Raw genomic sequence first — 15,196 nt, 5'->3', positions numbered from 1 at the left:
CACATTTAAGATTGCCTGCCGATGTGGCGCACGCCTCCCTCTATATAAATATGTCTGACTCCTCCTCCCTCCCGACCATCCACTGGACCGAAGACGGCGCCGAGCGCAGCGCGCTGTGGCGCTCCGAGGCTGGCCTGCCGCCGCCGAAGCGCGTGGTGATCGCCGATGACCAGACGCCCGCCGACACGGCGTTCCGGCTGGCCAGCGAAGGCGTGGCCCTGCTCTGGCGCGGCGACTTCCAGAACGCGCGCCAGCTGCTCCAGGCCATGGCCCGCCGCACGGACCGCAAGCCCAAGCGCGCGCCCAAGCCGCCGGCCAATATGACCGAGGCATTCCACAAGCACCGGCTGGCGCAGTCGCAGCGCGCGCGCACGCTGGGCATGCTGCTGCTGCCATTCGACGCCGGCCACGTGGTGCCGCTGCGCCGCGCGCCCGAGGTGACCGAGGCCTGCACGCAGGTTTACGGCCCGGCCACGGCGCCCTATGTGGCGTCGATGCGCGAACTGCTCGGCTTGATCGGCGCCTACGAGTGGCGCAAGAAGGGCGTCGAGATCCCGGCCCTGGGCGAACGGATTCACCCGTGGTACGGCGTCTTCTCGCCGGTGCGCGGCGAATACCTCGACCTCGTCGCCAAGGAAGCGCTGCCTTCGGACAAGCTCGCCTTCGACATCGGCACGGGCACCGGCGTGCTGGCGGCGCTGCTGGCCCAGCGCGGCGTGCGCCGCGTGGTGGCCACGGACCAGGACCCGCGCGCGCTGGCATGCGCCCGCGACAACCTCGGGCGGCTGGGTCTGACAAATCAGGTGGAAGTGGTCGAGGCCGACCTCTTCCCGGCTGGCCGCGCCCCGCTGGTGGTCTGCAACCCGCCATGGGTGCCCGCGCGACCGAGTTCGCCGGTCGAGCATGCCGTGTTCGACCCGGAAAGCCGCATGCTGCGCGGCTTCCTCGCCGGCCTGGCCGACCATCTGGAGCCGGCCGGCCAGGGCTGGCTGCTGCTCTCCGATTTCGCCGAGCACCTGGGCCTGCGCACGCGCGAGGAACTGCTGGGCTGGATCGAAGACGCGGGGCTGAAGGTGCTGGGCCGCTCCGATATCCGCCCGCGCCATCCCAAGGCGAGTGATCCGGATGACCCGCTGCACCAGGCTCGCAAGGCCGAAGTGACGTCGCTGTGGCGACTCGCAGCATCGCAGAATCGTTGAATCTCAAAACCGCAACAATACGAGGGATATTGAGATAATTTATTGCGTTTATCGTCGCTAGAATCAACTGCGCCTGTTCCTGTCAGGCGGCCCCTTTCGCAAAGACGACGACCGATGAACGCTTCCTGTTTCAAAACCCTTGTGCTGGTGGGCGGTCTGGCCGCCAGCTTCTCCGCAATGGCGCAGGGCACCCTGCGCGATGGCCGTGCCAATGCGCTCTGCCTGTACTCGCACACGCTGGCGGACGACCCCATCGTCCACCCGCAGCGCCCAGGCACGGCAATGCGGCATGACTTCTTCGGCAACACGACGGCAAACGCCTACACTACGGGCGCCGACCTGCTGGCGCAGCCCGGCACCACCTGCGAGAACGCCGCGGACACCAGCTCGTACTGGGCCCCCTCGCTGAAGCTGGCGGACGGCACGATCGTGCCGCCCATCTACAAGAAGACCTACTACTCGAACGTGGCGGTGCCGAGTTCCAACCGCTATCCGGTCAGCCCCATGCCCCCCGGCCTGCAGATGCTGGCCGGCAACCACGCCGGCACGCAGCCCAACCCGCGCATCTCGTTCCTGTGTACCGGCAGCCGCCGGGGCTACACCAACACCATTCCGACCGACTGCGTACCCGATCCGGTGAAGGGCACGCAACTCAACATCGGCATCAGCTTCCCCACTTGCTGGGACGGCATCAACCTGAATCCGACGCTGCGCTCCCACCACGGCGGCTACAACAACATGGCCTATGCCGACCGCAGCGGCGCCTGCCCGGTCGGCTATCCGGTGCGCGTGCCGCACCTGAGCATCAACCTCGCCTATGCGCTGGGCCAGGTGCGCGATCTCACGCATGCGCAGCTCTCGAAGGATCCGAGCCTGAACGCCCATGGCAAGGTGTCCCAGGAGAACTGGGGTCCCCTCTATTCCGGGCATGCCGACTTCTTCAATGGCTGGCAGCCCAAGGCCATGCGTTATCTGACCGAAGAGTGCCTGAACAAGGAGCGCGCCTGCGCGCGGGAGATTCCGTACGACTACAACGCGCCTGAGGCTGACGCGATGGTCAGCGGCGGCGATGACGTCCACACGAAGTTCGGCCGCGACGTGAAACTGGCCACGCAGGCGGCGCAAGGCGCCACGCCGCCGCTGAGCTTCTACATGAAGTTCCAGATCCCTGAAGGCGCGCAGGCCCTGCCCGCCCGCTTCAGGCCCGAGTACCGGATCATGCTCCATGGCGGCAACGTCACCGGCACGGCGGCCGATATCCTGCAGGTGTTCGTGACCGACACGGCGTGGAACGAAGACACCCTGACCATGGCCAACGCCCCAGCGTGTGGCGGCCGGTTCGTGGCACGGCTTTACCTCAACCATGTGCAGCAATATCGGCAAATCGACGTCAGCGCGGCGGTGGCGAACGCGCTCTCGGCTGGCCAGAAGACGATCTCGTTCTGCGTGAAGGCCGTGCGCCCCGGCAATGCGTTCGCCTTCAGCAGCAAGGAAGGCCGCAACAGCCCCCTGCTGATCCTGCGCGCCATCCAGCCGCTGCCGTTCTGAGCCCGGCCCGCACAGGTGCCTGCGTGGCGCCTGGCGGCGTCCTCGGCTATCCTCGCCATGTGTCGCCCAAGCCGGCGGCACATGGCTTTTTTACGATGGGGATAAGGAACCGCAGATGACCACCCTTGCATTTATTGGCCTCGGCGCGATGGGCGCGCCGATGGTCGGCCACCTGATTGCCGGCGGCCACACGGTACGGGCCTTCGTGCGCCGCCCGGAGGCCGCCGAGGCGGCCCGCCAGCTCGGCGCGGAGCCGTGCTTCACGCCCGCCGACGCCGCACGCGGGGCGGCCGTGGTGTTCACCAACGTCACCTCGTCGGAAGACGTGCGCGCAGTGCTGCTCGGCAAGGATGGCGTGATCGAGGGCGCCGCGCCCGGCACCATCTGCGTCGATCACAGCACGATCTCGCCGATCGTCACGCGCGAGATTGCCCAGGCGCTGGCGGCACGCGGCATCCACGCGCTCGACTGCCCGGTGTCGGGCGGCACGACCGGCGCACAGGCGGCCACGCTGACCATCATGGTCGGCGGCAAGGCGGAGCACCTGGAGGCCGTGCGGCCGCTGCTGAACCTGCTCGGCAAGTCGATCACGCATATCGGGGATCACGGCGCGGGCCAGGTCGCCAAGCTGTGCAACCAGATCGCCCAGGTGGTCAATATCGAGGGTATCGCCGAGGCCATGCGCTTTGCCGCCGCGCAGAACGTGGACACCGGCAAGGTGTTCCAGGCGCTCTCCACGGGCTTTGCCGGCAGCCGCATGCTCGACCTGATGGGACCCAAGATGGTCGCGCGCGACTTCGCCGCCGGCATCGAGTCGCGGCTCCACGCCAAGGATTTCGGGCTGGCGCAGGACATCGCCGACCAGATCGGGCTGGACCTGCCCGCGATGCGCGTCACCTCGGCCCAGCTCGACCAGATGATGGCGAACGGCTGGGGACGCGACGACACCTCGTCGCTGCTGCGCCTGCTCGAGCAGGCGCCGAACTCGGACGCGTCCTAAAACCCTCCCGCCTACACCCCGCCAATCATCGCCAGCAGCGCGCGCAGCATCGGGCTGCCGTCGCGCGCCAGGTCGTCCATCACGTTGAAATGATGGCGGCCCGGCAGCGGGATGTCCTCACGCACGTTGTCCGGCCAGGCGGCGCGGATCAGCGCGTTCTGGCGGTGATATTCGCTCGATTCGATCTCGCCCACCGCCGTCAGCAGCGGCGCGCGCGTGGCCGGCGGCAGGAAGGCCGGCGAGAGGCGCACCACATCTGACTCGGTCAAACGCAGGTCTACCTGGAGGAAGTCGGCGCGGCGCAGCGGTTCGAGATCGTAGAGGCCGCTGATCGACAGCCCGCCCCGGATCAGGCCCACCGGCAGGTCCACACCCACCTGCGGCCACAGCGCCGTCATCAGCATCGCCACCAGATGGCCGCCCACCGAGTGCCCGGCCGCGAAGATGCGGTCGCGGTCATGGCCGAGGGCATCGCCCTGCCGGTACAGCCACGCCACGCTTTGCACCACCTGCCGCACGATGGTTTCCACGGTGACCGCCGGGCACAGCGAGTAGTTGATGATCGCCACCGACACGCCGCGCCGGGGCAGCACGCCGGCTACGAAGCTATGGTCGCGCTTGTCGAGCGCCCGGAAGTAGCCGCCGTGGACGAACACCAGCAGCGGCGGACGGGTGCCGGCGGGCACCCCCGTGGCGGGGAAGTAGTCGAGGCGCTCGTCGTCGGCATGGGGCGACGCCGGATCGCCATAGGGCAGGTTCTCGAGGTAAGACGCCGCGGCGGCACGCACCAGCGCCGAATCGGCGGCCCAGCGGGCCATGTGCGTGGCGTTGTCCGGCACGCGGGCGCGGTTGTTGTAGGCGTGCGCGTAGAACGCGGGATCTTGGGATGGCAACTCGGCAAGGCTGGCCAGGGACGGCTGGTCTGACATGTCACGGTGCTCCGATGGAGACGCCGCGACGAGGACGGGGGCTGAAGCGGGCGGCGCTGCGCGCTATGCTACCGCAAGCCCGGGGCGGTTGTTCGGCGGGGGGATTTCCGGCATAATCCGCGGTTCATCGCCGTGCGATGCCCGTCCGGGTATCGCCGCCCAAATGCCCGGGTGGTGAAACAGGTAGACGCAGGGGACTCAAAATCCCCCGCCGCAAGGCGTGTCGGTTCGAGTCCGACCCCGGGCACCAGCAAGACCCCGACCTTTCCACAAGGTCCGCCAAACCCCGCCAATCATAGGATTGCGGGGTTTTTTGTTTCCCGGCCGGTCTGTAACAGGCGGCCCCGCCAGCCAAGCGGGATGCGTCCCGGGCAACCACACCCGCAGGGTTGCGTAACCGCCGCAAAATCGTCGCTGCCGGCAAACCAGCCGTGACTTCATGCCAGGGCATCCTGCCCTGGCGCATGCGTTGGAACGTGGCGCCCTGGAAAGACGCGGATGCGCTTCAGCCCAGCAACTCTCGTGCGTGCTCGAGCACGACGCTCTTGTGTAAAACGCCTACCACCCGCCTTGTCGTCGGGTCGGCGAGAACTGGAATCCGCTCCGCAGGGGATGCCACCACCGTTTCCCAAACGTCCCGAAGCCGCTCATGTGCGCACACCGTCGGGAAGTCACGGGAAACTAGCGCCGCTATCGAGGTCTCCGCCGTGCCCGTATTTCTGACGGCCATCAGATCGTGCATCCAGACGGCGCCGACAAAGGCATGATGTTGATCCAGGACGAATACGAACCGATTCTTCTCCGCGAGCCCTTGATTTCTCGCTTCCTCCACGGACGCACTCTCGAGGACAAAGCGCGCCAGTGGCCGCATGACCTTGTCGACCGAGATCTCCATCAAGCGACTGCGACTGGCAAACCGCTCGCGGTGTCGCCCTACTACGGCATAGGTTCCTGTCTGCCCAAGGATGCTGGTTGTGCCGTAGCCAACGACGGTAGCGAGCATGATCGGAAAAATCAGCAGCGGTTCGCGCGTCATCTCAAAGACCATGAGCGTCGACATAAGCGGGGCCTGGGTGGTCGCCGCGAGTGCGGCCGCCATACCCACCACGCCGAACAGAATGGGGTTCTGCGCAATGGGCAGCACATCGTTGACCAACGATACGCACCCCATTCCTGTCAGCGCGCCAATCAGCAGCGATGGTGTGAACAACCCGCCGACGGCGCCTGATCCGACAGTTGCCGCGGTCGCCAGTATCTTCAGCACCAGCAACGCGAACAATGCGGCCGACACGGGTTCATCGCGCAACAGTTGGGAAATCGGCGCGAAGCCATTCCCCGCGACTTCCGGGGCGATCACGATAAGACCGCCGACGAGCAGCCCGCCCAATGCCATCCGCATCACAAGGCCACCCGGCACTTTGGCGAAGCCAATCTTCGCGAATCGAATCGCCGTGAGCAGCAGGGAGCCAGTCAGGCCGCAGGAAACCCCTACGAACATGACGACAAGCAGCGCAGCGGTATCGAGCTTGAACTCATGCACCGGCAAGAGGTATGGCTGGCTGAATTGCCCCAGCAGCATGGTCAGCCAGGTTGCCGCGACCGCCGCGGCGAAGAGTAGCGCCAGGCGTCGAAATTCAATGCCGCCGAAGGCAATCTCGGCAATAAAGATCGCCGCGGCGAGCGGCGTGTGATAGACCGCCGCCAGCCCGCCCGTCGCAGCAGTCGCAATGGCCAACTGGAAGCGATCGCCGTGCAGGCCGCCGATCCAGCGCGAACAGATGGACCCGATGGTGGCCGATAGCTGCACCATCGCCCCTTCCTTGCCCACTGAGCCGCCAGACAGGATGGAGAAAAAGGACGACAGGCAGCGCAATAGCGAAGGTGCCGTCGGAATGGATGACATGCGCCCGTCGATGACTTCCAGGTAATCACCGCTGGTACCGCTACGCTTCTCGTAGCGCAACGCTGCGAGCAGGATGACGCCCGCGAGCACCCCGCCGGCAATCGGAACGGCGAGTTTCCAATGCCAGCCCAAATGCGCAAGCACGACCGAGACATCGTCCTCGCTCCTGAATAGACTCGCACTGGCCCGCTCCAGCGCCCAGCGGAACGCGTGGGCAGCGCATGCCCCAACGGCGCCAAACACGATGGCAAACGCCAGGCCTTGCAGGTAAAGCCACGCCAACTGGGGTTGAAAGGCAGGCATGTTTTTTCTTAGCATTCGCCGTGTCCTGTTGCGTCAATCCGGTCTACTGTCCGCCAAGCCTGCGCGGCGCGGCTTAAGCGCGTTGCATGCCCGATTTCATCCGCTCAATCAGCTCGAAGACGACCATGCCCGCCACCATGGCGGCAACGAAGCCCACGGCCTTCGGATAACCCGCACCCATGGCAACCAGCGCCGGGCCCGGGCAGAAGCCGGCCAGGCCCCAGCCAATGCCGAACGCGATGCTGCCCAGAACGAGCCTCGGCGTTACCTCGGTGCTGGCCGGGAGTTGGATGGGCAGTCCCAGTAACGAGCGTTTGCGACGTCTGGCAATGAAGAATGCGAGCGAGCCAATGCCTATCGCCCCAAGCATGACAAAGGCCAGCGATGGATCCCAGCGTCCCGCCAGATCAAGAAAGCCCAGCACTTTTGCCGGGTTGGCCATGCCGGAAACCATCAAGCCGACGCCGAAAAGCAGGCCGGCCAACAATGCAGCGAATGCCATCATGTCAACCTCCGATCATGTGCCGTTGTACGAGGACGGTCAGGAATCCCGCAGTCATGAATGCCGTGGTCGCGACCAGCGAGCGGACGGACCCGCGCGAGATGCCGCAGACGCCGTGACCGCTTGTGCAGCCGCTGGCGTAGCGGGTACCGAGGCCGACCAGGAAGCCGGCGACCAGAATCTCGCCCCAGCTCGCCTGAATATCGGGCGTTGCCGGGTGACCGAGCAGGCTGCCCAGGACAGGGGCGCTGACCAACCCGACGAGGAAGGCCACGCGCCAAGTCATGTCATGGCGCGGCAAGCTGAGCAGGCCTCCAAGGATGCCGCTGATGCCTGCAATCCGGCCGTTGAACAGGACGAGCACGGCAGCGGCTGCGCCAATGATGAGCCCTCCGGCCAGCGACAAACCGGGGGTGAAGTTAGCTAGGTCAATCAACATATCGCCTCTACTTTGTGTTGGCGCAAAATTGCTCATACAGCACAGCCATCACGGCAAGCGCCTCCTGGCTGGCAATGGAATAGAAGATGCTCTTCCCTTCGCGGCGCGTTGTCACCAGACCGTTCTCGCGCAGCACGCCCAACTGCTGGGAGAGCGTAGGCTGCCGTATGCCCAATTGTGTTTCCAGGTCACTTACGCATCGCTCGCCCTGAGAGAGCTGGCACATCAGCAGCAGCCGGTCTTGGTTTGCAAGCAGCTTGAGCAGCGCGCAGGCCTGCACTGCAGCAGCCTGCATGGCGCCCAGGTCGATAGCGGGATGGGTCTCGCTCATGGATGAGCCTTCAATTTCGATACTTACATTATATTGAATAATATAATGTTTGTGAATAGAATGTGTTGCACCCAAGGAGGCCCGCATGCAACCCACCATTCAGCCATTCTTCGACCCCGCGACCTGGACCGTGACCTACGTGGTCTATCAGGCGGGGCGCCCCGAGTGCGCCATCATCGACTCTGTCCTGGACTATGACCCCAAAGCGGGGCGGACCTCGACGGCAAGTGCCGACAAGGTCGTCGCCTTCGTGCGGGAGCATGCGCTGCAGGTCGAGTGGATTATGGAAACGCATGCGCACGCTGACCACTTGTCAGCCGCGCCGTATCTCCGGAGTCAGGTGGGTGGCAAGATTGCCATTGGCCAACACATCCGCAGTGTGCAGGGCGTCTTCAAGAAGCTGTTCAACCTGGAGCCCGAGTTTCAGCTCGACGGTTCACAGTTCGACCACCTGTTCGATGAGAACGAGGAATTCGTCATTGGCGGCCTGAAGGGCAAGGCGCTCCATGTGCCCGGCCATACACCCGCTGACATGGCATACCAGATTGGGGATGCAGTCTTCGTCGGCGACACGCTGTTCATGCCTGACGTTGGCACGGCCCGTTGCGACTTTCCCGGTGGGAATGCCCATGCGCTATACCGTTCCATCAGCACGCTGCTGAACCTGCCCGCGGATACCCGCCTCTTCATGTGCCACGACTATCCACCCGAATCCCGTGGGCCCGCGTGGGAAACAACTGTCCGAGCCCAACGTGAAGGCAACATCCACGTGCACGATGGCGTGAGCGAGGAACAGTTCGTTGCCATGCGCCAGGCGCGCGATGCGACGCTGGCCATGCCGACACTGATACTGCCGGCGGTGCAAGTCAATATCCGCGCGGGGGAGCTGCCGCCCGCCGAAGCGAACGGCATTCGGTACCTGAAGATTCCGCTCAACACGGTCTGAGCGGCCGCCACGCCACCCCTCACGCCAGAATCATGATCACCACCATCCCCCAGATCGTCAGCAGCGTGTTGCCGACCGCGTAGGTCACCGTATAGCCGAGCCCCGGCACCTGGCTCTTGGCCGATTCGCAGATCATGCCGAGCGCCGCCGTGGTGGTGCGCGCGCCGGCGCAGACGCCCAGCAGCAGCGCCGGGTGGAAGTGGAACACGTACTTGGCGATGAACATGCCGATGAACAGCGGCACCGCCGTGGCGAAGATGCCCCACAGGAACAGGCTGATGCCCAGCTTCTGGAGGCCGGCGACGAAGCCGGGGCCGGCGGAGATGCCCACCACCGCGATGAACACGTTCAGGCCCACCGAGTTCATGAACCAGACCGTCGGCTCCGGAATGCGGCCGAAGGTCGGGTGGATGGCGCGATACCAGCCGAAGATGATGCCCGCGATCAGCGCGCCGCCGGCCGTGGACAGCGTCAGCGGAATGCCGGACACGTTCAGCACGATGGCCCCGATCAGGGCACCCGCGGTGATCGCCAGCGACATGAAGGCCACGTCGGTCACCGTGGTGGGCCGGTCCACATAGCCGAGTGTCTTGGCCGTGGCGTTGATGTCGCGCGTGCGGCCCACCAGCGTGACCACATCGCCGCGATACAGCTTGGTCTTCGGCAGCACCGGAATCACGGTCTCGGTCGGACCGCGCTTGATCTTCCTCAAGAACACCCCGCGCGCGCCGGGGTCGCGCGCCAGGTCCTCCAGCGTCCGGTCATCCACGGCCTTGTTGGTGATGTAGATGTCCACGCCCTCGGTGGGCGTGTCCAGCAGCTCGCGGTCCTCCACCTCCGCGCCGCGCGGGCCGAGGAACTCGATCAGCTGGTTGCGCTTGCCGCCAATCGCCACCACATCGCCCGCCTGCAGGACCGTGGAGGGGTCTGTCTCGATGATCTTGCCGTCGCGCCGGATGCGCTCGATGAACGCACGGAAGCCCGCCTGCGTGTGGGACTCCACATCGCCCACGGTCCTGCCGATGTATGGCGCGTCAGCTGCCAGCTTGTAGGCGCGCAGCTCGAAGTTGTGCCACTGCATGCCGGCGTCTTCGCCCTCGCTGGCGCCCAGCAGGTGCTCATACTCCTTGCAGGCGGCCACCAGGTCGATGCCCAGCAGCTTCGGCCCAATCTGCGCGAGGATGATGGCCGAGCCGACCGTGCCGAAGATATACGTCACCGCGTAGGCAATCGGCATGCCGTCCAGCAGCACCTTGGTTTCCTCTGGCGAGCGGCCGAGCCGGTTGATGGCGTCCGTCGCCAGCCCCATCGACGCCGAAATGGTCTGCGAGCCGGCGAACAGCCCCGCGGCCGAGCCGAGGTCGTAGCCGGCGATCATCGCCGCCGCCACCGACGCCGCCAGCGACAGCACCGCCAGCACCACGGCAAAGATCGCCTGCGGCACGCCGTCCTTGGCGATGCCCCGCACGAACTGCGGCCCCACGCCATACCCCACCGCGAACAGGAACATCAGGAAGAAGACCGACTTCACGTTCGGCGAGATCTTGACGCCGAGGATGCCGATCACGATCGCGACCAGCAGCGTCGACGTCACCGCCCCGAGACTGAAGCCCTTGTAGCTCTTCCCCCCCACCCAGTACCCGATACCCAGCGCCAGGAAAATCGAGATCTCGGGATAGGCCTTCAGGGTCGTCACGAACCAGTTCATGGGGCACCTCCTTCAGATTGTTCTTGTGGAGGACGGGCGGCTACTTGCCTGACTTGCCGTTGCCCGCCTTGCCGGCCTTGCCTGCCTTATCCGCTTTGCTGGTCTTGCCGCCCTGCGCGAGATATCTCTCCAGGTACTCGTCGCGCAGCTTGCGCACCGAGCGGCCAATCTTCACGTAGTCCTCTTCGTTGAGATTGGCAAGCGAGACCCGCCCGGACGGATGCTGGGTACCGAATCCCCCCCCTGGCAGCAGCACCACGCCGGCCTCCTCGGCCAGCCGGAACAGCAGCTCGTGCGGCTGGATCGAGGCCAGCAGCCATTTCACGAACTCTGGCCCCACCTCGCGGCTCTCGCGCTCCACATCGAGCAGCGTGTAGTAATCCACCACGTTCTCGTCCACCGGATCCGCCTTGGCCCCCATGCCGCGGTACAGCGCGGCCTTGCGGCTGCGGATCAGCCGCTTCACGGTGTCCTTGTAGGTGTCCGCCGTATCCATGAGCGAGAACAGCGAGAACAGCACCATCTGCACCTGCTGCGGCGTGGAAAGCCCTGCCGTGTGGTTCAGCGCCACGGTGCGGCTGTCCGCCACGATGCGGTCGATGAACGGCAGCTTGGCCGGCTCGGTGGTGATGGACGAATAGCGCTCGTTCAGCGCCTTCTTTTCGGCATCGGGCAGCGCGGCGATCTGCGCATCGAACAGGTTCGATTTATGCGTGGCGATGACCCCCAGCCGCCAGCCCGTGGCGCCGAAGTACTTCGAGTACGAGTACACCAGGATGGTGTTGTGCGGGCACATGGCAAACAGCGAGACGAAGTTGTCGGCGAAGGTGCCGTACACGTCGTCGGTCAGGATGATCAGGTCGGGGCGTTCCTTGACGATGCCCGCCAGATACTCCAGGCTGGCGTCGCTCACCCGCACCGAGGGCGGGTTGCTCGGATTCACCAGGAAGAACGCCTTGACCTTGGGGTCGCGCAGCTTGTCGAGTTCCTTGTCCGGGTATTGCCAGCCGGCCGCCGGGTCGGCGTTGATATTCACCTCGTGGAGGCTGTACTCCTTCAGTTCGGGAATCTCGATATACGGCGTGAAGATCGGCATGCCCAGCGCGATGGTGTCGCCCGCTTTCAGCAGCCCGTTCACGCGCATCGAGTTGAACAGGTAGGTCATGGCCGCCGTGCCGCCTTCCACGGCATAGAGGTCGAAGTCCCCATCGAATGGATGCGTGCCGATCATCTCGCGGCGGATGTACTGCTTGACGATCTTTTCGCTGAGCCGCAGCATCCGGTCCGGCACCGGGTAGTTGCAGGCCATGAAGCCCTCGCACATCTCATAGAGGAAGTCGCCACCGTCCAGCCCGAGCTGGTCGCGCACATACGAGACCGCGCCGGTCAGGAAGCTCACGCCGGGCACGCCCTGGTGCTGGCGCGTGAACTGGTCGAAGCGCTCCTCGATGCCGGCCCGGCGCGGAAACCCGCCCACGCCCACCGGCAGGTACGAGAACGCGCGCTCCGACTCGATCATGGCAAAGTGCCCTAGCTGCAGAAAGCCATGGCGCGGCACGGTGGCCAGGAAATTGGGGTTGCCCCGCCCCGCGTTGAGCATCAGCCGGTTGGACACGCTCCCGGCCAGCTTGATCAGTTCATCCTTGAGTTCGAAGGGCGAAAGGCTCGCCAGCTTCGACGTATCGTGTCGGCTCATGGTGCAATGCCTCGCAAGGGGGTGACGATGGTCAAAGCGTCCGCGCCAGACGCGGACGCTGCCTCTTGAACAAGATATTCAACCGGGGCGCGGGTCGGTATTGGACCATGGTCCACCATGCGGTGCGCGCATCACCCAAGTGAGGGGCGGCCCGGCTACTCCTTCATCTGCGTGCGCCGCCAGTCGCCATCGCCCTTGCGGCAGTACCAGCCCGTCCACTTCTCGGTCTTGCCCGCCTGCCGGAACTCTGACTTCACCTGCCGGCACCGCTGGTCACCCTTTTGGGTGGTCTTGACCAGCGTCATACTGCCCTCGGCGGCCTTCGCATCCTTGTCCGCTTCCAGCTGGAACGGCGTGGTGCTGCCATCGTCCTTCTCGGACAGCGCCGTGCGGTAGATGGCGGCCAGCGTCTCCGTCTGCGGGCGGCTCAGGCGGCCGACGATGGTGTTGTTCAGGAAATGATCGAAATACGCCTGGGCCGGCCAGGCCACGGCACACATGGCGAGGCAGACGCAGGCGCGGAGGTTGACAGCAAGGCGGCGCGACATGGCGATGGGGGGCGATGGATGCGATAAGGCTACTTCGTCGCCGCCTGCACGTTCACAGCCACGGCCTGCGTGTAGACGGCCTTGATGCGGTCGCCCTTCTTCACATCGGCCAGTTGGGCGGGGTCCTCCACCATCAGGTCCATGACATTGCCCTTGGGCCCCTTCACCGTCACGGTGTGCTTGGACGGGCTGACCGCCACCACATCGGCCACCACGGTCACCTCCTGGCCAATCACGCCGCCCGGCTTGGCACCCGCCGCCGAACGCTCCTCGATGGGCTTGGTTTCCATCGACAGCGGCCCGCTGCCCTTCTCCAGCTTCAGTGTCAGCGCCTCGCGGTATTCCACCGCTACCTTGTCGCCCACCTTGAGCTGGTCGAAATTACGCGCCTCGGGGCCCACGGCCAGGTCCACGACCTTGCCCGTCTGGGTCTTCAGCGTCACCGTGCGCGTGGGCGCGTCGATCTTCGTGATCGTCGCATTCACCTTGGCGGTGCCCGTCATCGTGGCCGTCCCCTGCCCCCGCGTGACATCCACCTTGGTATCCGGCTGGGCCTGGGCCGCGCCTGCCATGACCAACATCGCCACCATCACCAATACTCGCTTTTTCATGTCATCACTCCGTTGTGGATACCTGATCCCGGCGCCCGGCTTGCGGGTTGCCGGCCGCACGCAGCGGCCAGCCGGCGCCGAGCGCCTTGTAAAGCTGCACGATCTGTCCGAACTCGGTGCCACGCAGGCTCGACTGGTCGATCTGGGCCGAGAACAGCGCGCGCTCCGAGTCGAGCACCTCCAGGTAGCTGGTATAGCCGCCCTCGTAGCGGTCGCGCGCGAGCGCGGCATAGCGCGCCAGCGCATCGACCTGCGCGGTCTTGGCCGCGAGCTGGTCCCGCGTGCGCTGCACGCCCACCAGCGCGTCCGCCACCTCACGGAACGCGATCTGGATGGCCTGCTGGTAGCCTTGCAGCGCCTGCCGCTGGCGCGCCTCGGCCTGGCGGACATCGCCGGCAATGCGCCCCGCGCTGAAAATCGGCATCGCCACCGATGCGCCATACGACCACGTCTGCGCCGCGCCCACCCAGAGCCCGGAGAGCGCCGTGCTGGCTGCGCCGAACAGCCCGGTCAGCGTGATGGTCGGGAAGTACTCCGCCCGTGCCGCGCCGATCTCGGCGTTGGCGGCCACCAGTTGCTGTTCGGCCTGCAACAGGTCCGGGCGCTGCTCCAGCAGGTCGGACGGCAGGCCGGACGGAATCGTCGGCGGGCGCAACTCGCCAATCGGCAGGCCGCGCGGCATGGCGCGCGGGTTCTCCCCAATCAGCACGGACAGCAGGTTCTCCTGCTGCGACACCAGCTGGTCGTAGAGCGCCACCGAGGTCTGCGCCGATGCGTACTCGGACTGCGCCTGCGCCACCTCCACCTCGGACACCACCCCGCCCTCGAAGCGCTGCCGGAACAGCTCCAGCGCCCCGGCCCGGCTGTCCAGCGTGTCGCCGGCCACCAGCCGGCGGTTGTCCAGGTCGCGCAGCGTGACGTAGCCAGAGGCCACGGCCGCCACCACGCTGATCTCCACGGCGCGGCGCGCCTCGTCGGACGCCGCCCACTGCGCGCGCGCCGACTCGGTCAGGCGCCGCAGCCGGCCGAACAGGTCGATCTCCCACGAGGCGAACACATCGGCCTGCACCTGGTTGAACGGATTGCCCACCGGCGACAGCGTGCCGCCGCTGTTGCTCAGGCGCTGCCGGCTCGCGGCAGCCTCCACGCCCACCTGCGGGAACATCAGGCCGCGCGTGGACATCACGCGCCCGTAGTATTCGTCCACCCGGGCCGCGGCGATCAGGATGTCGCGGTTGCGTTCCAGCGCCTGGGCGATCATCGCGTCGAGCACCGGGTCGCCGAACTGGCCCCACCATTGCGGGTCGATGGCTGGCGGCGCGGGCGTGGCGGGCGTAACCGTAACCGTAGCCGGCGGGGGCTCCGCGAAGCGGTAGGTCTCGGGCACGTCCACGGCGGGCCGCTCGTAGTCCGGCCCCACCGCGCAGCCGCCGGCCATCAGGGCACCCACCAGGGGGCCCACCGAGACGCCGGCCAGCGCCCGCCAGCGCAGGCCGCTGCTCATGGCGGGTCTCCCCGGCGCACCGGTGCGGC

Annotated in this window: 14 protein-coding genes and 1 tRNA gene; 5 read left to right on the top strand and 10 right to left on the bottom strand. The window is 66.1% G+C overall.

The window, feature by feature from the left end:
• Positions 1–50: 50 nt before the first annotated feature.
• The 3 genes from KHO18_RS18120 (at position 51) to KHO18_RS18110 (ending at position 3,747) form a co-directional block, all read left to right on the top strand.
• Positions 51–1,199: a methyltransferase gene (locus KHO18_RS18120; protein ID WP_144197892.1), complete on the top strand. Its 1,149-nt coding sequence runs from the start codon at positions 51–53 to the stop codon at positions 1,197–1,199.
• Between the two features lie 114 nt (positions 1,200–1,313).
• Positions 1,314–2,747, top strand: a complete 1,434-nt coding sequence (locus KHO18_RS18115) for a DUF1996 domain-containing protein (RefSeq protein ID WP_211943659.1) — start codon at positions 1,314–1,316, stop codon at positions 2,745–2,747.
• Between the two features lie 115 nt (positions 2,748–2,862).
• Entirely contained in the window at positions 2,863–3,747 is an 885-nt protein-coding gene (locus KHO18_RS18110; RefSeq protein WP_211943658.1) for an NAD(P)-dependent oxidoreductase, read from the top strand.
• An 11-nt stretch (positions 3,748–3,758) separates the two neighbouring features.
• Here the strand turns inward: KHO18_RS18110 and KHO18_RS18105 are convergent, their stop codons facing one another.
• On the bottom strand, positions 3,759–4,676 hold the full coding sequence (locus KHO18_RS18105) for an alpha/beta hydrolase (protein WP_211943657.1): 918 nt from the start codon (positions 4,674–4,676) through the stop codon (positions 3,759–3,761).
• A 165-nt stretch (positions 4,677–4,841) separates the two neighbouring features.
• Here KHO18_RS18105 and KHO18_RS18100 point away from each other — a divergent pair.
• A tRNA-Leu gene (locus tag KHO18_RS18100) sits at positions 4,842–4,926 on the top strand.
• A gap of 255 nt (positions 4,927–5,181) precedes the next feature.
• Here the strand turns inward: KHO18_RS18100 and KHO18_RS18095 are convergent.
• The 4 genes from KHO18_RS18095 to KHO18_RS18080 all read right to left on the bottom strand — a co-directional run bounded on the left by KHO18_RS18095 (position 5,182) and on the right by KHO18_RS18080 (position 8,154).
• Positions 5,182–6,882 (bottom strand): chloride channel protein, encoded by a 1,701-nt coding sequence (locus KHO18_RS18095; protein ID WP_186296834.1) that lies wholly within the window; start codon positions 6,880–6,882, stop codon positions 5,182–5,184.
• Between the two features lie 73 nt (positions 6,883–6,955).
• Positions 6,956–7,387 carry a YeeE/YedE family protein gene (locus KHO18_RS18090; RefSeq protein WP_144197887.1) on the bottom strand — a complete coding sequence of 144 codons (432 nt, stop codon included), beginning with the start codon at positions 7,385–7,387 and terminating at the stop codon, positions 6,956–6,958.
• Position 7,388: 1 nt separating this feature from the next.
• A complete protein-coding gene (locus KHO18_RS18085; protein ID WP_211943656.1) occupies positions 7,389–7,823 on the bottom strand; it encodes a YeeE/YedE family protein in 435 nt (144 codons plus the stop codon).
• Between the two features lie 7 nt (positions 7,824–7,830).
• Complete coding sequence (locus tag KHO18_RS18080; protein WP_144197885.1) at positions 7,831–8,154, bottom strand: ArsR/SmtB family transcription factor; 324 nt, start codon at positions 8,152–8,154, stop codon at positions 7,831–7,833.
• 85 nt (positions 8,155–8,239) lie between these two features.
• On the opposite strand from KHO18_RS18080, the gene KHO18_RS18075 reads away from it, so the two are divergent.
• The gene (locus KHO18_RS18075) at positions 8,240–9,100 is read left to right on the top strand and encodes an MBL fold metallo-hydrolase (RefSeq protein WP_211943655.1); all 861 of its coding nucleotides are present in this window, start codon (positions 8,240–8,242) and stop codon (positions 9,098–9,100) included.
• 19 nt (positions 9,101–9,119) lie between these two features.
• Here KHO18_RS18075 and aspT read toward each other — a convergent pair whose 3' ends face one another.
• The 5 genes from aspT to KHO18_RS18050 form a co-directional block, all read right to left on the bottom strand.
• The gene (gene aspT / locus KHO18_RS18070; RefSeq protein WP_211943654.1) at positions 9,120–10,808 is read right to left on the bottom strand and encodes an aspartate-alanine antiporter; all 1,689 of its coding nucleotides are present in this window, start codon (positions 10,806–10,808) and stop codon (positions 9,120–9,122) included.
• Positions 10,809–10,848: 40 nt separating this feature from the next.
• Positions 10,849–12,504, bottom strand: a complete 1,656-nt coding sequence (locus KHO18_RS18065) for a bifunctional aspartate transaminase/aspartate 4-decarboxylase (protein ID WP_144197882.1) — start codon at positions 12,502–12,504, stop codon at positions 10,849–10,851.
• A gap of 155 nt (positions 12,505–12,659) precedes the next feature.
• Positions 12,660–13,052, bottom strand: a complete 393-nt coding sequence (locus KHO18_RS18060) for a hypothetical protein (protein ID WP_211943653.1) — start codon at positions 13,050–13,052, stop codon at positions 12,660–12,662.
• Positions 13,053–13,081: 29 nt separating this feature from the next.
• Positions 13,082–13,663: a DUF1344 domain-containing protein gene (locus KHO18_RS18055; protein ID WP_144197880.1), complete on the bottom strand. Its 582-nt coding sequence runs from the start codon at positions 13,661–13,663 to the stop codon at positions 13,082–13,084.
• Positions 13,664–13,667: 4 nt separating this feature from the next.
• Positions 13,668–15,101, bottom strand: coding sequence for an efflux transporter outer membrane subunit (locus KHO18_RS18050; RefSeq protein WP_244844896.1), 1,434 nt, complete (start codon positions 15,099–15,101; stop codon positions 13,668–13,670).
• Positions 15,102–15,196 lie beyond the last annotated feature (95 nt).

This window comes from Cupriavidus campinensis (assembly GCF_905397395.1).
GTDB lineage: Bacteria > Pseudomonadota > Gammaproteobacteria > Burkholderiales > Burkholderiaceae > Cupriavidus > Cupriavidus campinensis.
The sequence above is the reverse complement of the archived record's forward strand: the minus strand, read 5'-3'. Positions and strand labels throughout refer to the sequence as shown.